We start from the raw sequence: 22154 nt of genomic DNA, 5'->3' as shown, positions 1-22154 counted from the left end.
ACGTGCGCTTATGCTGGAATTCCTGCCCGAATGTCGCGTAATCACGGAAATATCCCCTTTATGATGCAAGCCCCGCAGTTCGCGCAACAGGTGCTGGACTGGTATCAGCGCTTTGGCCGTAAAACCCTGCCGTGGCAGTTGGAAAAAACACCTTATAAGGTGTGGCTGTCTGAAGTCATGTTACAGCAAACCCAGGTGACCACCGTTATTCCCTACTTTGAACGCTTTATGGCGCGGTTTCCTACCGTCAGCGATTTAGCCGCCGCGCCCCTGGACGAGGTATTGCATCTCTGGACCGGCCTGGGTTACTACGCCCGGGCGCGCAACCTGCATAAAGCGGCAAAACAGGTCGTGGATGTTCATGGCGGCGAGTTTCCCCGCAACTATGATGACGTCGCCGCTTTGCCTGGCGTGGGACGTTCTACCGCTGGCGCTATTTTGTCTCTGTCGCTGGGTCTGCATTTTCCTATTCTGGATGGTAACGTTAAACGGGTTTTGGCACGTTGTTACGCGGTAGGTGGCTGGCCGGGTAAAAAAGATGTCGAAAAACGTCTGTGGCAAATCAGCGAGGACGTCACCCCAGCCGAAGGCGTCAGTCAGTTTAACCAGGCAATGATGGACCTGGGCGCAATGGTGTGTACCCGCTCCCGACCGAAATGTGACATCTGTCCGCTTAACAGCGGATGCGAAGCCCGGGCGAACAACAGCTGGGCCAGCTATCCAGGGAAAAAGCCGAAACAGACGTTGCCAGCGCGCAGCGGCTGGTTTTTGATGATGCAACATGGCGACAAGGTCTGGCTGGAACAGCGTCCGCCGGTGGGCCTTTGGGGCGGATTATTCTGCTTCCCGCAGTTCACCAGTGAAGAGGCGATGACCGACTGGCTGACGGCGCGAGGCATTCGGGCGAAACCTCAGCAGCTTACGGCGTTTCGTCATACATTCAGCCATTTCCATCTGGATATCGTCCCAATGTGGCTGTCATGGCCTTCTGCCGGGGCATTAATGGATGAAGCGGGCGGTCTCTGGTATAACTTAACGCTGCCGCCGTCTGTGGGATTAGCCGCACCCGTAGAGCGTCTTTTGCACGAACTGCGCCATCCCCAGCAGTTGCCTTTAGGCCGCTGTGAGATTAACGAGGAAGAATAATGAGCCGCACTATTTTTTGTACTTTTTTACAACGTGACGCTGAAGGACAAGATTTCCAACTCTACCCTGGCGATCTGGGAAAACGCATTTACAATGAAATCTCGAAAGAAGCCTGGCAGCAATGGATGGCCAAGCAAACCATGCTGATCAACGAGAAAAAGCTCAACATGATGAACCCCGAAGATCGCAAAGTGCTGGAAAAGGAAATGATCAATTTCCTGTTTGAAGGCAAAGACGTCCACATTGAAGGCTATACGCCACCCGAAGCATAACCTTTTTGGCCTCAGTACTGGGGCCGTTTTCCAGGTCAGGCATGTATTTTAGATGAATAAAAAGCTGATAGCCCTGCTGGTGATTGCACCCCTTTTAGTTTCCTGTTCCGGAAAAAAGAACCCGACCTATTCAGAAGAATGGGTGAAGGACACCAACGGATTTGACATCCTGATGGGGCAGTTCGCCCATAACATTGAGAACATCTGGGGTATCAATGAGGTTCTGATTGCCGGACCAAAAGACTACGTCAAATATAGCGACAACTATTACACCCGCAGCCATATCAACTTTGAAAGCGGTAATATCACTATTGAGACCATTTCCGGTACCGATCCCACCGCCAGCCTGCGTCAGGCGATCGTGACCACCTTGCTGATCGGCGAGGACCCGGGCAATGTCGATCTTTATTCTGATGTCAACGATATCCAAATCAGTAAAGAACCGCTGCTGTATGGTCAGGTACTGGATAACACCGGGCAGGCCATCCGCTGGCAGGGCCGCGCTCAGGCGTTTGCGGACTATTTGATTGCGAATAAACTGCAGCGTCGCAATTCTGGTCTGCATGTAATCTACTCAGTTACCATCCCGATGGTGCCTAACCATCTTGATAAGCGTGCGCATAAATATCTGCCGATGGTGCGCAAGGCTGCTGAGCAATATGGTGTTGATGCGTCTCTGATCCTCGCGATTATGCAGACCGAATCCAGTTTTAACCCCTACGCCGTCAGCCATTCTGACGCACTGGGTTTAATGCAGGTGGTACAGCATACCGCGGGCGTAGATGTGTTCCGCATGAAGGGTAAATGGGGCAAACCAAGCCGCAGCTACCTGCTGGACCCCGAGAACAACATTGATGCCGGTACGGCTTACCTGTCATTGCTGCAGCGCAGCTATCTGGCAGGCATTCAGGACCCGCTTTCGCGTCGCTATGCCGTCATTACCGCCTATAACGGCGGTGCAGGCAGCGTACTGCGTGTGTTCTCCAGCGATAAGGATCGTGCGGTCACTATCATTAACGGCATGTCACCCAGTCAGGTTTATCAGACGCTGTCTAAACAGCATCCGTCTGCGGAATCGCGGCATTATTTGTATAAGGTGAGTACGGCGCAGCGGAGTTATCATCGGTTTTGATGGGGGGAGCGCCTTTCAGGGGGGATCGTTGGCGCTGAGAGGGGGCTGCCCGCCGGGCGATGGGTTGTTCTGCCCGCCGGGCGTTGGGTTGCTTACTCTGGCTGTGAGAAGGTTCCGCCCGCCAGGCGTTGGGTTGCTTACTCTGGCTGTGAGAAGGTTCCGCCCGCTGGATGTTGGGTTGCTTACTCTGGCTGTGAGAAGGTTCCGCCCGCCAGGCGTTGGGTTGCTTACTCTGGCTGTGAGAAGGTTCCGCCCGCCAGGCGTTGGGTTGCTTACTCTGGCTGTGAGAAGGTTCCGCCCGCCAGGCGTTGGGTTGTTTGGTCTGGCTATGAGAAGGTTCCGCCCGCCAGGCGTTGGGCAGTTTCAGCCTGCCCGTGCAGGCGGACGTGTTAAGGGGCTTACGCCAGCCCCTTAACAATCCCGGCGTCCGGCAGCCGTCGCTGTTCCTTCGTCACTCACTGCGGCCTGACGGACCGTCCGGATGCACCCTCCCTGGCGCAGCCGTCCTCTTCGCGGCATCCCTGCCGCTCCGCCCTGGCCTCCGCTCTCTCCTCAGCGCTCCGGATGCCTCCTGAAAACCCACGCCTGTGAGATCGAATGTTTTCCCGGAAGGTCGGCGTTGTCTGTAATTAACTGCGTGCGGTTAAATGAATGCGGACGTTTAGGGAACAGAAAAATATCTTTATCTCAATATATTAGGATGCGCTCCGGATGCCTCCTGAAAACCCACGCCTGTGAGATCGAATGTTTTCCCGGAAGGTCGGCGTTGTCTGTAATTGACTGCGTGCGGTTAAATGAATGCGGACGTTTAGGGAACAGAAAAATATCTTTATCTCAATATATTAGGATGCGTTCCAAATGCCTCCTGAAAACCCACGCCTGTTAGGGCTTATATTTTTCCCGGAAGGTCGGCGTTGTCTGTAATTGACTGCGTGCGGTTAAATGAATGCGGACGTTTAGGGAACAGAAAAATATCTTTATCTCAATATATTAGGATGCGTTCCAAATGCCTCCGAAAACCTACGCCTGTGAGATCGAATGTTTTCCCGGAAGACTGGCTTCGCCTGTTGTTAACATGCGCAATCAAAACTCAGGATGGGAAAGCCTGACGAACATGAAAAAATGAAAAGTGATGAGCCAGGAGGCTTTTCCTGCATCTGAAGCGGCAACGCGGTTGGTTTTACTACAGATATCGAAGCGGGGGAGTTGGCCGGCCTTCCCGACCGCTGAGCGGATGAGGGATTTCCGGATGAGCCGACAGGACGTCGGCGAGAGCCGGGCCGCGCCAGGGACGGCGCGTCCTGGCGGTCCGGCAGAAATCCTGAAGTAGTGAAGGGACCGCGCAGCGGCGGGCGGGCAGGACGGGAGCCCGGGGTCAAGGGGCCGCGGCGACTGGCGGCCCCTTGTCGGTCGCCCGCACGGGGCAAACTGAAACTCCCTGCCGCCTGGCGAGCGAAACCTTCTCAGAGCTTCCGAACGTCAGCTCCATGAAAGCCCTCCGCCGCCAGGCAAAAAACCATGCCTCATTGCACCATCATATTCGCCACCAGATACTTACGTCCGTCAGCATCTTCCTCGGTGTAAACCCCTTGTAACTCCGGAGAAAAACCAGGCAACTGGTTAATGCCCGCTTCCAGCGCCAGGAAATAGCGCTGTACCGCCCCGCCCCATGCTTCACCCGGTACCACACAAAGTACGCCAGGTGGATAAGGCAGTGCGCCTTCCGCCGCAATACGCCCTTCTGCCGTGGCAATCGGTACCAGCTCAACTTCACCACGAATATAAGCCTGATGTGCATCCTGTGGGTTCACTTTAACCTGCGGCAAACCCTGCTCGCGGAACATCATGCGTTGCAGATCTTTTACGTTAAAGCTCACGTACAGGTCGTGCATCTCCTGACACAAACGGCGCAAGGTGTAACCCGCGTAGCGTTTGGCGTTTTTACGGTAAAGCGTCGGCAGCACTTCAGCCAGCAACGTATCGTCTTTAACATGCTGCTCAAACTGCGCCAACATCGCGACCAGAATCGCCATTTTTTCCGGGCTTTCTGCTGGCGTTAGCAGAAACAGAATGGAATTGAGATCGCATTTTTCCGGCACGATGCCGTTCTCACGCAGGTAGTTCGCCAGAATGGTCGCTGGAATGCCAAAATCAGCGTATTCGCCACTGGCAGCATCAATGCCTGGTGTGGTCAGCAGCAACTTGCAAGGATCGACACGGTACTGATCGCGATCGTATCCGGCAAAACCGTGCCATTTAGCGTTAGGTTCGAAGCTAAAATAGTTAAGATCGCGTGCGATCGCTTCCGTTGGCGCATCCTGCCAGCGCTCGCCATTGACGATTTCCGGCACGAAAGGCAGGATCATTTCACAACGCTCAAAGATCGCTTTGCGCGCTTCAATGCCCAGCATCACGCACTCATCCCACATACGGCGTCCCGCCTCGCCCTGATGCATTTTGGCGTTAATATCCAGTGCGGCAAACAGCGGATAAAACGGGCTGGTTGATGCGTGCAGCATGAATGCGTTGTTCAACCGCTTGTGCGGGCAGAAACGCTTTTGCCCACGAATATGGTTATCTTTTTTATGAATCTGCGAGGTCTGCGAAAAGCCCGCCAGCTGCTTGTGCACTGACTGGGTAACAAAAATGCCGGGATCGTTTTCGTTAAGCTCAAGCGTCAGCGGAGAGCAACCTTCCATCAGCGGAATAAACTGCTCATAGCCCAGCCAGGCCGAGTCAAACAGAATGTAGTCACACAGATGACCAATGCGATCCACCACCTGACGCGCGTTGTAGACCGTGCCGTCGTAGGTGCCTAGCTGAATAATCGCCAGCCGGAATGGACGCGCGTCGTTAGCCCGCTCAGGTGCGACTTTCTTGATCTGTTCGCGCAGATAGCCGTCGTCAAAACAGTGCGCATCAATGCCGCCAATAAAGCCAAACGGATTACGGGCAGCCTCAAGATAAACAGGCGTTGCCCCTGCCTGGATCAGCGCACCATGATGGTTGGATTTATGATTATTGCGGTCAAACAGCACTAAATCACCGCGCGTCAGTAAAGCATTGGTGACCACTTTATTCGCGCTTGAAGTGCCATTTAACACAAAGTAGGTTTTATCCGCATTAAACACTTTGGCGGCAAATTTTTGTGCATGCTTCGCCGAGCCTTCATGGATCAGCAGATCGCCCAGCTTAACGTCGGCATTACACATGTCCGATCGAAAAACGTTTTCGCCATAAAAATCAAAAAATTGCTTACCCGCAGGATGCTTTTTAAAAAACGCACCGCCCTGATGGCCGGGACAGGCAAACGTGCTGTTTTGCATGTCGACGTAACGCGTCAGAGTTTCAAAAAACGGCGGCAATAATGCGGCTTCATAAGCCTGAGCGGCGGTTTCCAATGCCACCCAATCCTGCGGCTCGCCATTCAGTTCACCCGTGACGCCAGGCAGGTGCATCACCTCTTCTTCGAAGGCATTGGCAACAAACACCGGTAAATTAAAACCAGTGTGACGTAACAACGCCAGCACGCCACTGCGTGTATCAGCCAGCGAGACGACCACAGCCGCCACATCGGTAAAATCAGTATTATCCAGCGTAACCACGTCGCGCGCAGTATTCAGGGTCAGATTAGGCGCAACAGCAGCGCTGGCAGCAATTTTAAGTGGTGTCATAACACAAATCCCTAACAGTCAGGGAGTGGGTGCCTGAGGCACGGCAATAGGGAAATTTCCCCGGCGAATAATGTCTGACGCGATAGACCGATAGACATCAGTAAAGAGTAGTCCTTACTCATGTCCAACAGTTGCGGCCCGATTGGCCTCACCGCATAGTGAACGATGTGTGTGTAACTGGCATGACGACGAGGAACAGTTCACGCGCCAGCTCAGGCGAGTGGGAACAAGTGCGGATGCGCATTGAACCGGACATGATAGCGTCCTCTGTTAGCGGGCGGTGACAAGAAAAAAGTGGCGGTCATAATGTCATTTTTTACCGGCAGGAACAACCCGACAACTTTAAATATCAGGTCAATAAACACAAAATAAAAAAGCCTTAAATATCATTTAATTGCACTTAAAACGTTCATAGCCAACCGATTAAGTTTCTGTAATTAATGCAAAATTATGCAATATGCAAATACGGCAGCACCTTCATCAGCCTGTACTGGAACACCACCAAATTGCGGCACGTCGCGCACTTGTCGGTCCAGTGCCTACCGCAATCGGCGTATCAGGCGTAAACTTGCCTGATTATTCTTACGCCTGACGGAGGCTGCATGTTTAAGGCACTGGTCATCGACAATGACGAACAGGGTTACCGCTCTCAACTCAAAGAACTCTCCGAAACACAATTACCCGATCAAGACGTCACCCTCGACGTAAGCTATTCCACCCTCAACTATAAAGACGCGCTGGCAATCTGCAATAAAGGGCCGATTGTGCGCCAGTTCCCAATGGTGCCGGGGATTGATTTCGTCGGACGCGTCACGGCAAGCCGCCATCCTGACTGGCAAGAAGGCGATGCGGCGCTGCTCACCGGTTGGGGCGTTGGGGAAAAACACTGGGGCGGGCTGGCACAGAAAGCCCGCGTGTCTGGCGACTGGCTGGTCGCGCTGCCGGATACGCTGACACCCTTGAATACCATGGCAATCGGAACGGCGGGTTTTACCGCCATGCTGTGCGTGCTGGCGCTTGAAAAACAGGGCGTTAAGCCCGGTAGCGGTCCGGTTTTAGTCACCGGTGCCAGCGGAGGCGTCGGCAGCTTCAGCGTCGCTTTACTGGCAAAGCTTGGCTACGAGGTGATCGCCTCTAGCGGACGGGCCAGCGATGAAGCCTATTTAATCTCCACCCTGGGGGCTACCGCGGTGATGGATCGCGCCGAGCTGACCCAACCCGGCAAGCCACTGGGCAAAGAGCGCTGGGCCGCCGCCATCGACAGCGTCGGCAGCCACACGCTGAGCAATGTGCTGGCCGGAATGCAACGTGACGGCGTGGTGGCGGCCTGCGGCATGGCACAGGGGCTGGATCTGCCCACCAGCGTCGCGCCCTTTATTCTGCGCGGCGTGACGCTGGCAGGCGTAGACAGCGTGATGTGCCCTAAACCGCTGCGACAACAGGCCTGGCAGCGGCTGGGGCAGCTTCTGGATGATGCGTTACTGAGCCAGATGACAACAGTCATCCCGCTCAGTGAGGTATGCCAGGGCGCACAGGACCTGCTGGATGGCAAAATCCGGGGCCGTCTGATCGTCGACTGCGCTTAATGCTCTTTTACGGTCTGGAGCGATGAAGGCGGGCGCGTCAGCAATTCGCTCAGCCCCTGAATCGCCCAGATCGTCCCCTGCTCCATCACCGCTTTCGGCTCACCGGAAAAGTGCTGGCAGCGGGCGATGACGTCACCGCCCGGCAAGGCCCATCCTACCCAAATCGTACCTGCGGGGGTGCCATCCTGTCCGCCGTCCGGCCCGGCATAGCCGCTGATAGCCAGACTGACCGGCTCACCAGAGCGTTCACACGCACCCCGAGCCATTTCGCATACGGTTTCCCGGCTTACCGCCGTATGTTTTTCCAGCGTGTCCTCGCTGACGCCAAGCAGTCGTACCTTGGCGCTTTCGCTATAGGTCACAAAACCGCTGGTAAAAAAATCGCCACTGTTTTCGACTGCAGCCAGCGTCATGCTGATTAATCCTGCCGTGCAGGACTCCGCCGTCGCCAGACGAAGACCAGAGGATAAAAGTTGCTGCCCCAGTAACGCTGCGGCCTCATTAAGTTTCATCATGGGTTTTCCTTTGTTTCCTGCCATGAGTGAAGTATGGCCGAAACCACACAACCTGAAACAGCTAATCTGATGTTTTATCAGAATAAACGCAGGCGCTTACCTGTACCGTTTCGGCTGGCGATGGGTTAAGGTTTGCGCTGCTGTCTGCCACGGGTGAGGATTCGCGTCAGGGTTAGCAACAAAACATCAAGACAAGAAACCCATGCGTAATAGCACAGCCGGACGCGCACGCTAATAGCGCCTGCTGGTCTGAGCGTTAACGAATAAGAAAGAGAGGGAAAGATGCAAAAACCCGTGATCGTCATCCACTACTGTACCCAATGTAACTGGCTGCTGCGCTCCGCCTGGATGGCGCAGGAACTGCTGCAAACCTTTGCACAGGACTTAGCCAGCGTGACGTTGCGTCCGGGCACCGGCGGTGTATTTGAAATTACCCTGGATGAGCATCTGTTGTGGGAACGCAAACGCGACGGCGGATTCCCCGATGCCCAGACGCTTAAGCAGCGGGTAAGGGATATCTGTTTCCCGGAGCGTTCGCTGGGGCACATTGATAAAAATAAATCTGACGACAGCTGATCACCAGCCTCAGTCATTAACTGCGGTTGATTTCATCTGCCGCAGTCTTCAGCACCGCAACAATTTTTTCCCGGGTTTCATCGGTAATCTCCTGCTGCGCCAGGCGAGTGTTTAAGGCACTTTTGAAGTGATAAATAGCCTGCTCAATCTCCGGAATGCTGCGGTTATTGACCAGAACCGCAAGGGATGACAAACGCTTCATCAGGCGAGATAGCAATGCGGCATCGCGCTTTAGCATGGCGTGGCCCGTTTCGGTCAGCACAAAAGCCTTACGCGCGGCGAGAGGATCATGGATATGAATGGCGTCCATCTCCTCCAGCCATGTCAGATTGGGATAAATGATGCCAGGACTGGGCGAATACTCGCCTTTTGACAGCTCCTCAATACATTTAATCAGCTCGTAACCATGCGTGGCGCGCTGCGAGATAAAATGCAGCATCAACAGACGGATCTCGCCCGCATCCAACATTTTTTCACGGCGCTTGCGACGTCCACTGCACGGCTCCGAATGCGCATCGTGGTTACTCTGCCCTGAATGTGCCGAATCCATTTTCATTCTCTGCCTGAGTCAGTGGAAAGAGCCTGATGGTAGTGGGCCGTCAGGCAAAATTCAATCAACAGCAGGTCACGTAAATCCAGTTAGCAGAAGAAGACTTACTTTTGATGCCAGTAAGCCACGGCACGCACACAATCAGCGTCAACCCCGCGCTGCGTGGTGAAATAGTCACACAGCTGTTTCACGAACTGCCCTTCTCCGGTGAGCCAGATAAAGGCGTCGTGCTGCGGAATCGCTATCTTATCCAGTGCGGCAGTGAGCTGCGGTAAATCCGCCAACGTCATGTTACCCCTGCCGAGCCAGCTGATCTCTGCATTGCCGGTATCCGCCAGGTAAGCGCGCCCGGCGGCCTCATCGGCGTAGGCAAACAGATGCAGCGCCTCTGCCTTTACTGTGCTGCTGCGGCGCTTAAACGCTGGCAGCCCGGTTTCATCGCACACATAAAGCTGAAAAGCATAATCTGTCGGCACCAGCAAAGAACCACGCGGACCACCGATGATTAAGGTATCACCCACCTGCGCCTGCGCTGCCCAGTTACTGGCGACGCCGCTTTCATGACTGTAAAAATCCAGCGTCAGCGATGACTGGCCGTCGAACGCCAGTGGCGTATAGTCGCGCGCTACCGGCCGCAAGCCGTCTTGCCACTGAATACCCTCATCGTTGATCGTCGGCAGTGCCAGCGCTGCGCCGTCAGCGGAGGGAAAGAAGACCTTAATATGGTCGTCAAAACCAGGGGAGTTGAAGCCCATCAGGTCGTCACCTGTGAAAACGATGCGCCAAAACGTGTCGGCGATCCTGGTTTTTTCGGCCACATGGATGCGACGAAAGCGCAGTTCGTTACGTACGCGTTCAGGTAAACGACGGGGATAAGATGTATGCACGGTAACTCTCCGAAAACGCGGCTGTGCGAGCGGGGATGGTTTTCGCGCGGCCTGAGTAAATAGAAATCATTCTCATGTTAGCGGCTCAGAATAGCTATGATATATCTTAAGAACAATGACCAAAAATGCGATCGGTTATGAAGCGAGGGAGCGCAAGGGAAGAAGAAGCGGGCGCGTAAAAACAAAAAAGGCGCTTGCGCACCTTTTAAGAGGACTGACGGCAATAACGTTGTTATCGAACCGGGTTTTGTCCGCTGCTTTGAGGCAGAGAGCTGTCACCGAGTATCTCGTTATGCGTGCCCTGCGAGCCAGGGTGCAAACCTGTTGGCACATTGACAGGATCGGTCATTTGCGCGCCAGCCAGAGCCGGAGCCACAGACAGCGCGATAGCCAGCAGCATTGCTGATATCTGGGAAAGTTTAATCATAGTTTTTAGCCTGATAAGGCGCAGAAAGCAGGTGAATATTCCAGCTCAGAGAAATAAAAGCCGTCGTAGTGGCTCCTCAGTGAGCTTCAGGGAGAATTTTACGCCTCGCCAGATTACCTGCTTATAAAATCGTGCGCTTTATCACAGTATGGCGCACGTAATGTGCATTCAGCATTGCGTAACCGGGATGGAAAATACGCCTTCAATGTTGTCAGCTGTGCACCGGGCTAAATCCAGGCACAGTAAATCCATCCCCGGACGGCAGGCAACGCCCAGTTTGGGCAAATGCAGATAATAAATATCCGCGATAAAACGCGTGAGTTGTTCCGGCGTACCGCTCCACGTAAGGCTGGCATACAGGCCAGGCTCAACCGTGCGGACCGGCTTATCCTGATGGACATCAGCCGCTGGCTGCACCTCAACCCCGCGAAACAGACTGATGTGCTGCTGTTCAACAGCGCTGCTTCCGGGACCGTACTGAAACCCCAGCCAGCCGTGTGCAGTTCCCTGATGTGCAAGGACAAAATGACGAACCTGTTCGGCAACGCGCTGATGGCGATCGCTTATATAGTCGCCGTACCTGCACTCCCACTCCAGCGTCTCGCCCTGCAACTGCAACGCCTCTTCACGTACTGTCAGTAACACCTGTTTTACTGGCGCGCGCTGGGCAATGCGTCCGTGAAAATGGCGCACAGGTAAGACTCTGAGGCGTCGGAAAGCCCCCGGCGTCATCGTGAAATGGTTTTTAAAGACACGATTAAAATTTTGCTGATTTTCAAAGCCGAAACGCACCGCAACATCAATCAACGGCATGCGGGTCAGTCGCAGTGCCATGGCGGCGAGCGTGAGCCGGCGTTTTCGCGTATAGGCCGCCAGCGTTTGTCCGGTCATCTCCTTGAACAAACGCTGCATATGCCATTTTGAGTAGCCGGATTTGAGGGTGATCTGGTCGATATTAATGTCGTTGGTCAGGTTGGCCTCAATCCAGTCGACTAAATCATTAATATGCTGTTTTTTTATGGTTTGACTTAGCATTGATGTATGAACAGAAAAAGAGGGGGAAATTCGTCATAAAAGAGTAACAAAAAGCCTTACAAAATGTAATGAAGCGCAGGGTAAACGTCAGGATGGACGGCGAAAAGCGCATTAATTGCCTGGGTTACTATTAAAAAAGCCAGCCCGAAGGCTGGCCGATAACAGAAGAACAGAGCAAACCGGGTACGATATCCTGCCCCGGTTTCGGTACGCAGTGGGTGAAGCTTAGTGGCTGCGCATGCCAGCGGCGGTCATCATCATTCTGAACAGCGTGGCCACCACACCGAGTGCCAGCACACTTGCCCCATAGATAACCACCAGCCACAGCACGCGTTTCCACCACGGCGACCGGGTTTCATTCTGACGTTCTTTGCTGCTGACCTGGGTCTGCATATCAATGGTATCCTTCGTCTGCTTTGATTTTTCCGCGGAACACGTAATAGCTCCAGAAGGTGTAGCCCAGGATCATCGGGATAATCAGCAGGCTGCCCACCAGCATAAATGCCTGACTCTGTGGTGGAGAAGCCGCATCCCAGATAGAAACCGAGGGTGGAATAATATTCGGCCAGATACTGATTCCCAGACCTGAGAAGCCCAGGAAAATCAGCGCCAGCGTCAGCAGGAAAGGCGAATAGTGCGCCTCACGCTTGATGGCGCTTCTCAGTCCCCAGGCACACAGCAGCACCAGAACGGGCACCGGCAGGAACCAGAACAGATTCGGCATGCTGAACCAGCGGTGCGCAATGTTATGGTGGGTAAAGGGTGTCCAGATGCTGATCACGCCAATAATGACCAGCAGCGCCACGAGCAGCGGCGTTGCCAGTGCGGACATTTTACGGTGCAGCTCATGCTCGGTTTTCATGATAAGCCAGGTACAGCCCAGTAATGCATAGGCCACCACCAGTCCGACGCCGCAGAACAGCGGGAACGGGGCCAGCCAGTCCATCGTGGAACCTGCAAAGCTACGGCCGGATACCGGAATACCGTCCAGCATGGCACCCACCGCAACGCCCTGGCTAAAGGTCGCCAGCAGCGAACCGGCGATAAACGACTTGTCCCAAAATGCCCGGTGATGCTCGACGGCCTTAAAACGGAACTCAAAGGCCACGCCGCGAAAAATCAACCCAATCAGCATGGCGGTGAGCGGGATAGAAAGCGCATCCGCAATAACCGCGTAGGCCAGGGGGAAAGCGCCAAACAGGCCCGCACCACCCAGCACCAGCCAGGTTTCGTTACCATCCCAGACTGGCGCAACCGTATTCACCATCATGTCGCGCTCGCCTGCATCCTTATTGAAAGGAAACAGCAGGCCAATGCCCAGGTCGAAACCGTCCATCACGATATACATCAGGACAGCAAAAACGATAATCGCGAACCAGATAACAGAGTAATCAACCATCTCAACGCTCCTCATTCTGGTGAGTGGCAGCAGAGAGCGGACGTGATGGCGTTTTGATCTGGCCGGGGCCACCCGTTTCAACGATATCGCCTTCACCCGTCACCGGACCCTGCTTAATCAACCGCATCATATAGTGATAACCCACACCGAAGACGGAGGAGTAAACCAGGATAAAGGCGAGCAGGCTGATACTCATGTGCATTTCGCCATGCGGCGATACCGCATCGATAGTGCGCTGTACGCCATAAACGACCCACGGCTGACGGCCAATTTCTGTGGTAAACCAGCCGGCTAAGATGGCAATCAGGCCCGATGGCCCCATCAGTAAGGCAAACCACAGGAACGGACGCGACTCGTACAGGCGTCCTTTAAAGCGTAACCACAAGCTGACCACCCCCAGCGTAATCATCAACAGGCCCAGCGCCACCATCACGCGGAATGACCAGAAGATGATGGTTGAGTTTGGACGATCTTCTTTCGGGAAGGATTTTAGCGCCGGTACCTGCTTATCCAGACTGTGCGTCAGAATAAGGCTGCCAAGATAAGGAATCTCCAGCGCATACTTAGTGCGTTCTTCTTCCATATCCGGCACACCAAACAGAATGAGTGGCGTCGCTTCACCCGGCGGGTTTTCCCAGTGGCCTTCGATAGCCGCAATTTTTGCCGGCTGGTGTTCCAGGGTATTCAGCCCGTGCGCATCCCCAATCATGGCCTGAACCGGTGCCACAATCAGGGCCATCCACAGCGCCATTGAGAACATCTTACGAATGGCGGGATTGTCATTGCCTTTAAGTAAATGCCAGGCTGCAGAAGCGCCCACAAAGAAGGCACTGGCCAGAAAGGCCGCCACGGACATATGTAACAGGCGATAAGGGAATGACGGGTTAAAGACAATTTTAAACCAGTCTTCCGGCACGACAACGCCGTTCTGAATCAGGTAGCCCTGCGGCGTTTGCATCCAGCTGTTGGAGGACAGAATCCAGAACGTGGAAATTAACGTGCCGAGCGCCACCATGCAGGTCGCAAAGTAGTGCAGGCCGGGACCGACGCGGTTCCAGCCGAATAACATCACACCCAGAAAACCGGCTTCCAGGAAGAACGCCGTTAACACTTCGTAGGTCAGCAACGGGCCGGTAATACTGCCCGCAAACTGAGAAAAACCACTCCAGTTGGTGCCAAACTGATACGCCATGACCAGCCCGGAAACCACGCCCATACCGAAGTTCACCGCAAAGATTTTCGACCAAAAATGATAGAGATCGCGATAGGTTTGATTATGCGTTTTTAGCCACATTCCCTCCAGCACAGCCAGAAAACTGGCCAGGCCGATCGTGATGGCGGGAAAGATAATATGGAAGGAAACAGTAAATGCGAACTGAATCCTGGCGAGATGAAAGGCATCTAATCCAAACATTGCTTACCTCTTTGCCACATAGAACACCATATAGTTACTTATAATTAACAACTTATGTACAAAGAACGTCATTCCGTTGCACAGAAAAATTCCATGGCGAATGTAAAACGCTTCGCCCTGGTAAAACAGAGACAATCAGATATGTAAAAACTATAACAGTATTTTTTGATTTAGATCATTTTTTTGTTGAAAGATCTTTTATTTGAAAAACAACAATAAAAAGTTAATTACAGCGCAGCAATGTGACATTTTTGTTATTAAATTAGAGGCTAAAAAAGCGCATTCCCGCCAGGCTGCACTGGGTAAAAAAAACCTCGCAACTCGCTGTTTTTCTCTGTTATTCAGCCTTTCCCGGCTGGCTTGAATCCGGTAAAAATCTACATCCCACAATAAAATTACGTGTTTTTTTATATTGTTAGCAGGATAGTGATCTTATCTTCCCTCTCTGACAGTTTTTGCCCGTTCGGGACATATTTAACCAAGAATAAATAAGCGTTTACTCGCGCCATTCAGCACAGGCCAGTTTGCTATTTATGTTAAAATTTAACGCAGTATGTAAATAAAGAACTATCTGCTAAAACCCAAAGTCCTTATTTCTTCCCGATAGCTCGCTGAAATAACCGTATTAGTAAAAACGATGTTAAAAAATGCCAGCGAACAACCTCCCCTGTGGCGCTGGCCGGTTGTTCATGCCGGTCAGTTGCAGTGCAGCCTTTACTCTGCGTAATCGGCTATGGCCAGGCTGGCGCGTCACCTGACAGGCAAGCGCGCCCCGTTCAGGGTGACAATTTATTCCCCGGTGGCGTCTTTTTCACGATGAGACAGAATGCGATCAACATTCTCTTCTAGCCAGTCGGCCAGGCCGACCACCTGCTCCCCCACTTCCAGGCCCAATGGCGTGAGGCGATACTCCACATGCGGAGGCACCACGTCATAGGCAATACGCTGCACAAAACCGTCTTCTTCCATGTAGCGCAGGCTCTGTGCCAGCATGCGTTCACTCACGCCGCCCACCGTCCGCCGTAATTCGCTAAACCGTAGCGTTTTATCTTTCAGCGCCAGCAGGATTAACACGCTCCAGCGGCTGGTAATGCGCTTTAACAGGTCACGTGACGGACAGTTAACGTGCAACAGCTCACCGCGTTTAAATCTTTCACTCATCTTTTCAGACATTTAGTTATATCACTCCACGCTAACAATTCTGTAAGTACTTACTAAAAGTTAGTTTATCGCTTAGGCTGTTTTTCACCAACCGCTATGTTAAAGGAGTTACCCAATGATCGCTGTTACTGGTGCGACTGGCCAGCTGGGCCGTTTAGTCATAGAAGCATTACGCAAAAAAATTGCTGCAGACCACATTGTTGCCACCGTGCGCTCGCCCGCTAAAGCCGGTGACCTTGCCGCATTGGGCGTTGTAGTGCGTGAAGCGGATTACAACAAACCTGAGACCTTAGCGGCCGCCTTTAAAGGGGTAGATAAAGTACTGCTGATTTCGGGCAGTGAAGTGGGCCAACGTGAAGCTCAGCACCGCGCCGTGATAGACGCAGCCAAAGCCGCAGGCGTGAAATTTATTGCCTATACCAGCCTGCTGCATACTGATACTTCTCCGCTCTCACTTGGCATTGAGCATCGCGCGACCGCAGCCATGCTGGCAGCCTCTGGTGTGCCTTACGCCCTGCTGCGCAACGGCTGGTACACCGAAAACTATGCCGCCAGCATCGCGCCAGCCCTGGCACATCATGTGTTCCTTGGTGCTGCGGGCGAAGGACGAATCTCTTCTGCTGCGCGCCAGGATTATGCTGAGGCAGCGGCCGAAGTGATGGTTCGTGACGATCAGGCCGGAAAAGTGTACGAGCTGGCAGGCGATGACAGTTACACCCTGGCTGAATTTGCCGCTGAAATTGCGGCACAAAGCGGAGAAAAAGTCGATTACGTGAACCTGCCACAGGCGGAGTTTGCCGCAGCGCTGAAAGCCGCAGGTTTACCGGCACCGCTGGCGGACTTACTGGCGGACTCCGACGTGGGTGTTGCTCAGGGCGGGCTGTTCGATGATTCGCGCACGCTGAGCCAGCTTATTGGTCGCCCCACCACCGCTTATCAGGATGTGATTCGCGCGACGCTGGCAAAAGGCTAAGGTCGACCCGCTAACCCCCGCTTTACTCGCTAACGACGCCGTCGTCTACCGGTTATCCTGCTCCGGTAGACGACGGCGATCTTGTCTTGATTGCGCCTGATGCCTGCATCCTTATCGCCTCTTGCCCGCGCGGCGTAAACCATGATTCGGTACACGCCGAAGCAAGACATTTTGCCGTGCGTAAACTGCCTGCATGTTTACTCATGGAGATCCAAAATGATTGCTGTTCTTTTTGAAGCAGAGGCACTGCCCGCAGCGCAACAACGCTACCTTGCGCTGGCGGCTGAGTTGACACCCGCGCTGGCCGAAATACCAGGGTTTATCAGGATCGAACGATTTCAGAGCCTGAGCACGCCCGGCAAGGTTTTATCGTTATCGTGGTGGGAGGATGAGAGTGCGGTAAGACACTGGCGGGAAAACACGCGGCATCAGTCGGCACAGGAAGAAGGTAAAAAACGCATTTTTGCCCATTACCAGATACGCGTTGTCCAGCTCATTCGGGACTATTCAGGGCCAGAGGGGCGCGATCATGTTTGATATTCACGTCGTGTTCAGTAATACACCGGGGCGCTTTCATCATTTGGCACCCTGCTCGGCCAGGATGGCATTGGGCTGGAAGGCGGTGGCGTTTTTACAACGTCGCACGAGAGCCACGCGCATTTTCTTGTTGAAGAGGGTCCCAAAGCACATCAGTTATTGTCTGACGCCGGTTTCGATGTCAGAGAGCTCAAAAAACCGTTGATCAGGAAGTTAGCGCAGGAACAGCCGGGAGAACTGGGTGAAATTGCGCGGGTCATTGCGGAAAATGGCATTACTATACTGGTTCAATACAGCGATCACAGTAACCGACTGATCCTTATCACCGATGATGATGAGCGGGCTGGTGACGTCACCCGAAAATGGACATTAGCGACAGCATGAAACTGATCCCTTCCCGGCATCAACAAGATCATCCGCCTTCACTGGAGACCAGCATGTCTGCGGTCGCCACCGCGATGGCGGATGCATCCAGAATGCATATTCTCTGTGCACTAATGGATGGCCGGGCATGGACCGCCACTGAGCTAAGCGTGGTTGCCGACATCGCCCCGTCCACCACCAGCGGTCATTTGCATAAGTTGCTTGATACCGGCCTGATCGTCTGTGTGGTGCAGGGCAGGCATCGCTACTACAGCCTGGCCGATCGCGAGGTCGCCGGGCTACTGGAAAACCTGATGGGCGTTTCGGTTAAGCCCGGTAACGCCGTTAAAACCACGACGCCAAACCGGCTGAGGCGAGCCCGCACCTGCTACGACCATCTGGCCGGTGAGATTGCGGTCGAAATCTATGATTTTCTGCAATCGGCAGGTTGGATAACGTCAGACGGCACAGCCTTAACGCCGTGCGGCACGGCGAACTTTGACAAGGCGGGCATCGTGCTTGCCCCTCGTTCCCGACGAAAAGCATGCTGTCCCTGCCTGGACTGGAGTGAAAGACGCTTTCATGCCGGGGGTGAAGTGGGTGCCGCTTTGTTACGCTTTCTGCTGCAAAAGCACTGGCTGATGCAGGCACCGGGATACCGGGAGCTTGTTGTAACGGACAGCGGCAAAGCGGCACTGCAGCGTCTGTTCAGTATCAGCCCGTTCTGACCGCCGCCCTGTATTGCCCGTTTGTTCAGCACAGGTTACAGGCTTAGCGCTCAGGTTCAGCATCCCGCCGCATCAGCAAGGTATCGTGAAAAACGCCGTTGACATAAAGCGCAGCAACATCCGTCGCGTAGGTCTGAAACCCCGCCGAGCGGTACAGCCTGGCAGCCGCGATGTTGGTGGCGCTCACGGCGAGTTTCAGGCTGCGGCATGCATGGGCTTCCGCTATCGCAGCCGTGAGCAGCGCCTTCGCCAGCCCGCTGCCCCGCCATTCAGGACGCACATACATCCCCCAGAGCGTGGCGACGTGCCGCTGTTTCACGCCTGGATTAAAGCGCACGCCGACGATGCCACCTGTCTGGCCCTGGTCATCGATGCCCGCCAGCATATGGTTTTCACGTAGCATTGCCGCAAAAAAAGCGTCCGGCTGCTGACGCTCGCGATCGTAATCCGCGCCAAAGGCGTCGGGATGACGCCTGAGCGCCTCCAGTCTGATAGCACGGAATGCCGACACATCCTGCTCAGCGAGAGGTCGTAAGATGTAAGGTTTCACCACGGAATTGTCCTTAGCGGGGTTGTTCGCACCATTTTGCTTTATCCTGACACTTCTGTGTATTTTGACGGCTACGCAGGTCAAAAACATGCCCGTTGGCGATGATCAAAATTTATTTAGTTATATCCTAAGAGATTCATCTGAAATGCATTTAATGCAAAACTGGTCATATTTGGTTGAATTGACTGTGTTTTATTCAATGCATACGATTAATCGACAATTTTTATTACGTTCATAGACAATCTGCATTGTTGTTCCTGCCTGCGAGAGGTCTATAATTTCTCTTTTGTGCAACCCCGTTCGCTCAGGAGGCCGTTATTAATACTTATCGCCAGCAACTCAATGCATTCGAAGAGAATCGTGCCGGGGCGGAAGTTGAGTATCAATACGATCCCCATGAACTGAAGCTGGACCGCATGCAGGATTCTGAACCTGAGCCAGAGCTGATCGAAGGCTTACCGGCTCCGGATGCGCTGACGCCTGCCGATCGCTATCTTGAGCTGTTTGAAGCCGTCCAGATGTCGGGCATTTTCGAGGACAGCAAAACCTTTCCCGATTGTTCGCCCAAGTATGATCCACTGGATGTTCTGATGCGCTATCGCCGTCAAAAGCGCAGCAAGGACTTCGATCTGTCGCATTTCGTTACTGAGCATTTTTATATGCCAGGCATTAACGAAAGCTTTTACGTCTCAAATCCCGATAAAACGCTCAACGAGCATATCGACGATCTGTGGCCGGTTTTGACCAAAATGCCGCAGCAGCATATGCCGCACTCCTCGTTGCTGCCGCTGCCTAAGCCCTACGTGGTGCCCGGCGGACGCTTCGGTGAAACCTACTATTGGGATTCCTACTTCACCATGCTCGGCCTGGCTGAATCGGGCCGTGACGATTTGTTGCGCCATATGGCAGACAACTTCGCCTGGCTGATCGATAACTACGGTCATGTGCCAAACGGTAACCGTACCTATTATCTCAGCCGTTCACAGCCACCGGTGTTTGCCTTGATGGTGGAGCTGTTTGAAGAGGACGGCGTGCAGGGTTCACAGCGCTATCTGGATCAACTCATGAAAGAGTATCAGTTCTGGATGGACGGTGCGGGCTCGCTGATGCCAAACCAGGCTTACCGCCATGTAGTCCGTATGCCTGACGGCTCGTTGCTGAACCGCTACTGGGATGACCGGGATACCCCGCGCGATGAGTCCTGGATCGAAGATGTGGAAACGGCTCGTCTTTCAAAGCGCCCGGCAAGCGAGGTTTATCGGGATCTGCGCGCAGGTGCCGCGTCCGGATGGGATTATTCGTCGCGCTGGCTACGTAATCCCAAACGCCTGGCGAGCATTCGTACCACGCAGTTTATCCCCATCGACCTCAATGCGTTGTTATACAAGCTTGAGTTGATGATAGCCACGCTGTCTCATGCCAAAGGCGAAGAGCTTACCGCCCTGGCCTGGCAGAAAAAGGCCGAGGCGCGCAAGCGGGCAATTACCCGCTATTTATGGGACAGCACGGCTGGTGTGTTCCGCGATTACGACTGGCGTCGTGCACGCTTCGGAGCCTTTACCGCCGCCGCCGTGGTGCCGTTGTTTGTCGGTCTGGCTACGCCTTACCAGGCACACCTGCAGGCTATCGCCCTGCGTCACCTGCTGCTCAGTAACGGCGGCCTGCTGACCTCAATGGTGGAAAGCGGTGAACAGTGGGACAAACCGAACGGCTGGGCCCCTATGCAGTGGATGGCCGTCGTCGGCCTGAATAACTACGGGGAAGAGACGCTGGCGAATGAAATTGCCGTTAACTGGCTGAACACGGTGAATAACTTCTATCAGTTGCACCATAAACTGGTAGAAAAGTACGATATCAGCGGCGATCGTGCCCGTCCGGGCGGCGGAGGTGAATATCCGTTACAGGACGGGTTTGGCTGGACAAACGGGGTAACGCGTCGTCTGATGGCGATGTATGGTCACCTGATGGCTGATTAACCGCCAGCCGTACCGAACAGACGCAAAAAAGCCGGGAATCTGTCCCGGCTTTTTTTATACCCGTCAGCGCGTAGTCACGTTATTTCTTCGCTTCTACACCTGGCTGGGCTGAGCGCTGCAGGAACTGTTGAGTCACCTCCGGCAAATGCTGGAACAGCCATTCAGCCATCGCAATTTCCTGGTCGCGAATCTCTGTCAGCACTCTGACACCTTCGCTGTCGCCTACCTGCTCCGCTGCCGCGATGAGACTGGTGTAACTGGCAATCTCTGCGTTTTCGAACACATAGCCGCTCATTGCGCCTTTCACGACTTCGTCAGGGGTAAACATACCGCCAATCGCCTGCCCCATTGCCGCCATTTTTCCCATCACGTCTTTCATAATGGAATGGTCAATATCGTGGCGTTCCAGCAGTTGCTCCAGCAGCCTGAGCTGATGTTTGGTTTCATCCAGATGCTGTGCCAGGCGCTGCTCCAACGCCGGATAATGCTCCAGACGGCCCGCCATTTTACTCAGCATGCTCTCAGCCTGCTTTTCCATGGCGTGAGCATCACGAAGCCAGTCATGATAATTTTCAATCGCCGTCGTCATTTTGATGCTCCTTTAACCGTGCTGATGGCCTGTGCAACGCCGGTCAGTTTTTCATCGGTCTGTTTTTCTTCCCCAAGCGTTTGAGCCAGCAGCTTTGCCGCTTTGGTGTAGCCCAGCTTCAGTGCCAGCGCATGCAGGGTGCCGTAGGTAGCAATCTCATAATGCTCAACTTTCTGCGCCGCCCCGATCAATCCCTGATCGCGTACTTCACCCTTTTCAACAGACTCAATAATCTCCTGCGCTTCTTCCACCAACCCTTCAAGCGCATGACACTTCATACGTTTAATTTTAACCTCGGGCGTGATGTCGACTAATTCATCAAGCCGCTCAATTTGCCCGCGTGTCTCTTCAAGATGTTGATTGAACGCAGCGATAAGATTTTCATCACTGGCTGCGCGGGCCATTTTTGGCAGCGCCCGGGCTATCTGTTTTTCAGCACTGTAAACATCTGACAGGTCATGGATGAAAAGATCATTTAACGTTTTAACAGTCATAAAAAGCGCCTCATTATTTAAACAGCCACACCGTAATTTCAGCGCAGCAACCGTAAATCTCACTCTCATATAACCTTAGTGTAATTAGCGGAAATTGCGTTTAACTTTGCACAAACCCACAGCAAAAGTAGCATTACCGATGCAATTTTTCTTTTACTACCAGTCATTTA

22 protein-coding genes and 1 pseudogene are annotated in these 22154 nt (G+C 53.6%); 10 read left to right on the top strand and 13 right to left on the bottom strand.

Features of this window, described 5'->3' with window-relative positions:
- Positions 1-60 precede the first annotated feature (60 nt).
- The 3 genes from mutY to mltC are packed head-to-tail and all read left to right on the top strand — an operon-like array spanning position 61 to position 2550.
- The gene (mutY, locus tag QNH99_RS04500; RefSeq protein WP_063881251.1) at positions 61-1146 is read left to right on the top strand and encodes an A/G-specific adenine glycosylase; all 1086 of its coding nucleotides are present in this window, start codon (positions 61-63) and stop codon (positions 1144-1146) included.
- A complete protein-coding gene (locus tag QNH99_RS04495; protein ID WP_013027107.1) occupies positions 1146-1418 on the top strand; it encodes an oxidative damage protection protein in 273 nt (90 codons plus the stop codon). The genes mutY and QNH99_RS04495 overlap by 1 nt, the downstream gene beginning before the upstream one ends.
- Before the next feature lie 52 nt (positions 1419-1470).
- On the top strand, positions 1471-2550 hold the full coding sequence (gene mltC / locus QNH99_RS04490) for a membrane-bound lytic murein transglycosylase MltC (protein WP_063880850.1): 1080 nt from the start codon (positions 1471-1473) through the stop codon (positions 2548-2550).
- Positions 2551-4073: 1523 nt separating this feature from the next.
- On the opposite strand, the gene QNH99_RS04485 is transcribed toward mltC, so the two are convergent.
- Complete coding sequence (locus QNH99_RS04485) at positions 4074-6224, bottom strand: ornithine decarboxylase (protein WP_410517351.1); 2151 nt, start codon at positions 6222-6224, stop codon at positions 4074-4076.
- 602 nt (positions 6225-6826) lie between these two features.
- On the opposite strand from QNH99_RS04485, the gene QNH99_RS04480 reads away from it, so the two are divergent.
- Positions 6827-7810, top strand: coding sequence for an MDR family oxidoreductase (locus QNH99_RS04480; RefSeq protein WP_063880852.1), 984 nt, complete (start codon positions 6827-6829; stop codon positions 7808-7810).
- Here the strand turns inward: QNH99_RS04480 and QNH99_RS04475 are convergent.
- Positions 7807-8325 carry a CinA family protein gene (locus QNH99_RS04475; RefSeq protein WP_109716983.1) on the bottom strand — a complete coding sequence of 173 codons (519 nt, stop codon included), beginning with the start codon at positions 8323-8325 and terminating at the stop codon, positions 7807-7809. The genes QNH99_RS04480 and QNH99_RS04475 overlap by 4 nt on opposite strands.
- A gap of 282 nt (positions 8326-8607) precedes the next feature.
- Between QNH99_RS04475 and QNH99_RS04470 the strand changes: the two genes are divergently transcribed.
- On the top strand, positions 8608-8901 hold the full coding sequence (locus QNH99_RS04470) for a SelT/SelW/SelH family protein (protein ID WP_063880854.1): 294 nt from the start codon (positions 8608-8610) through the stop codon (positions 8899-8901).
- 16 nt (positions 8902-8917) lie between these two features.
- On the opposite strand, the gene QNH99_RS04465 is transcribed toward QNH99_RS04470, so the two are convergent.
- The 8 genes from QNH99_RS04465 to QNH99_RS04430 form a co-directional block, all read right to left on the bottom strand.
- The gene (locus QNH99_RS04465; RefSeq protein WP_063880855.1) at positions 8918-9457 is read right to left on the bottom strand and encodes a PadR family transcriptional regulator; all 540 of its coding nucleotides are present in this window, start codon (positions 9455-9457) and stop codon (positions 8918-8920) included.
- A gap of 98 nt (positions 9458-9555) precedes the next feature.
- Complete coding sequence (locus tag QNH99_RS04460; protein WP_283355098.1) at positions 9556-10338, bottom strand: siderophore-interacting protein; 783 nt, start codon at positions 10336-10338, stop codon at positions 9556-9558.
- Positions 10339-10570: 232 nt separating this feature from the next.
- On the bottom strand, positions 10571-10765 hold the full coding sequence (locus QNH99_RS04455; protein ID WP_063880857.1) for a hypothetical protein: 195 nt from the start codon (positions 10763-10765) through the stop codon (positions 10571-10573).
- Between the two features lie 168 nt (positions 10766-10933).
- Positions 10934-11800 carry a helix-turn-helix domain-containing protein gene (locus QNH99_RS04450; RefSeq protein ID WP_145394469.1) on the bottom strand — a complete coding sequence of 289 codons (867 nt, stop codon included), beginning with the start codon at positions 11798-11800 and terminating at the stop codon, positions 10934-10936.
- A 225-nt stretch (positions 11801-12025) separates the two neighbouring features.
- On the bottom strand, positions 12026-12193 hold the full coding sequence (locus QNH99_RS04445; protein WP_074181036.1) for a DUF2474 domain-containing protein: 168 nt from the start codon (positions 12191-12193) through the stop codon (positions 12026-12028).
- Position 12194: 1 nt separating this feature from the next.
- Positions 12195-13199: a cytochrome d ubiquinol oxidase subunit II gene (cydB, locus tag QNH99_RS04440; protein WP_063880859.1), complete on the bottom strand. Its 1005-nt coding sequence runs from the start codon at positions 13197-13199 to the stop codon at positions 12195-12197.
- Between the two features lies 1 nt (position 13200).
- A complete protein-coding gene (locus QNH99_RS04435) occupies positions 13201-14613 on the bottom strand; it encodes a cytochrome ubiquinol oxidase subunit I (RefSeq protein WP_063880860.1) in 1413 nt (470 codons plus the stop codon).
- Between the two features lie 789 nt (positions 14614-15402).
- Positions 15403-15786, bottom strand: a complete 384-nt coding sequence (locus QNH99_RS04430) for a winged helix-turn-helix transcriptional regulator (RefSeq protein WP_145394468.1) — start codon at positions 15784-15786, stop codon at positions 15403-15405.
- Positions 15787-15889: 103 nt separating this feature from the next.
- Here QNH99_RS04430 and QNH99_RS04425 point away from each other — a divergent pair, with 103 nt between their 5' ends.
- The 4 genes and pseudogenes from QNH99_RS04425 to QNH99_RS04410 all read left to right on the top strand — a co-directional run bounded on the left by QNH99_RS04425 (position 15890) and on the right by QNH99_RS04410 (position 18375).
- Positions 15890-16747, top strand: a complete 858-nt coding sequence (locus tag QNH99_RS04425; RefSeq protein ID WP_410517350.1) for an SDR family oxidoreductase — start codon at positions 15890-15892, stop codon at positions 16745-16747.
- Between the two features lie 216 nt (positions 16748-16963).
- On the top strand, positions 16964-17284 hold the full coding sequence (locus QNH99_RS04420) for an antibiotic biosynthesis monooxygenase family protein (protein WP_145394466.1): 321 nt from the start codon (positions 16964-16966) through the stop codon (positions 17282-17284).
- Positions 17277-17668, top strand: a pseudogene (locus tag QNH99_RS04415) (amino acid-binding protein). The gene QNH99_RS04420 and the pseudogene QNH99_RS04415 overlap by 8 nt, the downstream one beginning before the upstream one ends.
- Positions 17647-18375: an ArsR/SmtB family transcription factor gene (locus QNH99_RS04410; RefSeq protein ID WP_256853110.1), complete on the top strand. Its 729-nt coding sequence runs from the start codon at positions 17647-17649 to the stop codon at positions 18373-18375. Before QNH99_RS04415 ends, QNH99_RS04410 begins: the two are co-directional and overlap by 22 nt.
- A gap of 43 nt (positions 18376-18418) precedes the next feature.
- Here QNH99_RS04410 and QNH99_RS04405 read toward each other — a convergent pair whose 3' ends face one another.
- Complete coding sequence (locus QNH99_RS04405) at positions 18419-18925, bottom strand: GNAT family N-acetyltransferase (protein ID WP_410517349.1); 507 nt, start codon at positions 18923-18925, stop codon at positions 18419-18421.
- Between the two features lie 317 nt (positions 18926-19242).
- On the opposite strand from QNH99_RS04405, the gene QNH99_RS04400 reads away from it, so the two are divergent.
- On the top strand, positions 19243-20901 hold the full coding sequence (locus tag QNH99_RS04400; RefSeq protein ID WP_410517656.1) for an alpha,alpha-trehalase: 1659 nt from the start codon (positions 19243-19245) through the stop codon (positions 20899-20901).
- A gap of 79 nt (positions 20902-20980) precedes the next feature.
- On the opposite strand, the gene QNH99_RS04395 is transcribed toward QNH99_RS04400, so the two are convergent.
- Both QNH99_RS04395 and QNH99_RS04390 read right to left on the bottom strand, forming a co-directional pair.
- Complete coding sequence (locus QNH99_RS04395; RefSeq protein WP_063880867.1) at positions 20981-21490, bottom strand: ferritin-like domain-containing protein; 510 nt, start codon at positions 21488-21490, stop codon at positions 20981-20983.
- The gene (locus tag QNH99_RS04390) at positions 21487-21984 is read right to left on the bottom strand and encodes a ferritin-like domain-containing protein (RefSeq protein WP_410517348.1); all 498 of its coding nucleotides are present in this window, start codon (positions 21982-21984) and stop codon (positions 21487-21489) included. The genes QNH99_RS04395 and QNH99_RS04390 overlap by 4 nt, the downstream gene beginning before the upstream one ends.
- Positions 21985-22154 lie beyond the last annotated feature (170 nt).

The organism is Pantoea allii (genome assembly GCF_046529425.1).
Taxonomy (GTDB): domain Bacteria; phylum Pseudomonadota; class Gammaproteobacteria; order Enterobacterales; family Enterobacteriaceae; genus Pantoea; species Pantoea allii.
The sequence above is the reverse complement of the archived record's forward strand: the minus strand, read 5'-3'. Positions and strand labels throughout refer to the sequence as shown.

Excerpts from the sequence above, each read along its gene's own strand:
- mutY (WP_063881251.1), top strand. The coding sequence starts at position 61 with ATGATGCAAGCCCCGCAGTTCGCGCAACAGGTGCTGGACTGGTATCAG.
- QNH99_RS04495 (WP_013027107.1), top strand. The coding sequence starts at position 1,146 with ATGAGCCGCACTATTTTTTGTACTTTTTTACAACGTGACGCTGAAGGA.
- mltC (WP_063880850.1), top strand. The coding sequence starts at position 1,471 with ATGAATAAAAAGCTGATAGCCCTGCTGGTGATTGCACCCCTTTTAGTT.
- QNH99_RS04485 (WP_410517351.1), bottom strand. The coding sequence starts at position 6,224 with ATGACACCACTTAAAATTGCTGCCAGCGCTGCTGTTGCGCCTAATCTG.
- QNH99_RS04480 (WP_063880852.1), top strand. The coding sequence starts at position 6,827 with ATGTTTAAGGCACTGGTCATCGACAATGACGAACAGGGTTACCGCTCT.
- QNH99_RS04475 (WP_109716983.1), bottom strand. The coding sequence starts at position 8,325 with ATGATGAAACTTAATGAGGCCGCAGCGTTACTGGGGCAGCAACTTTTA.
- QNH99_RS04470 (WP_063880854.1), top strand. The coding sequence starts at position 8,608 with ATGCAAAAACCCGTGATCGTCATCCACTACTGTACCCAATGTAACTGG.
- QNH99_RS04465 (WP_063880855.1), bottom strand. The coding sequence starts at position 9,457 with ATGAAAATGGATTCGGCACATTCAGGGCAGAGTAACCACGATGCGCAT.
- QNH99_RS04455 (WP_063880857.1), bottom strand. The coding sequence starts at position 10,765 with ATGATTAAACTTTCCCAGATATCAGCAATGCTGCTGGCTATCGCGCTG.
- QNH99_RS04450 (WP_145394469.1), bottom strand. The coding sequence starts at position 11,800 with ATGCTAAGTCAAACCATAAAAAAACAGCATATTAATGATTTAGTCGAC.
- QNH99_RS04445 (WP_074181036.1), bottom strand. The coding sequence starts at position 12,193 with ATGCAGACCCAGGTCAGCAGCAAAGAACGTCAGAATGAAACCCGGTCG.
- cydB (WP_063880859.1), bottom strand. The coding sequence starts at position 13,199 with ATGGTTGATTACTCTGTTATCTGGTTCGCGATTATCGTTTTTGCTGTC.
- QNH99_RS04435 (WP_063880860.1), bottom strand. The coding sequence starts at position 14,613 with ATGTTTGGATTAGATGCCTTTCATCTCGCCAGGATTCAGTTCGCATTT.
- QNH99_RS04430 (WP_145394468.1), bottom strand. The coding sequence starts at position 15,786 with ATGTCTGAAAAGATGAGTGAAAGATTTAAACGCGGTGAGCTGTTGCAC.
- QNH99_RS04425 (WP_410517350.1), top strand. The coding sequence starts at position 15,890 with ATGATCGCTGTTACTGGTGCGACTGGCCAGCTGGGCCGTTTAGTCATA.
- QNH99_RS04420 (WP_145394466.1), top strand. The coding sequence starts at position 16,964 with ATGATTGCTGTTCTTTTTGAAGCAGAGGCACTGCCCGCAGCGCAACAA.
- QNH99_RS04410 (WP_256853110.1), top strand. The coding sequence starts at position 17,647 with ATGGACATTAGCGACAGCATGAAACTGATCCCTTCCCGGCATCAACAA.
- QNH99_RS04395 (WP_063880867.1), bottom strand. The coding sequence starts at position 21,490 with ATGACGACGGCGATTGAAAATTATCATGACTGGCTTCGTGATGCTCAC.
- QNH99_RS04390 (WP_410517348.1), bottom strand. The coding sequence starts at position 21,984 with ATGACTGTTAAAACGTTAAATGATCTTTTCATCCATGACCTGTCAGAT.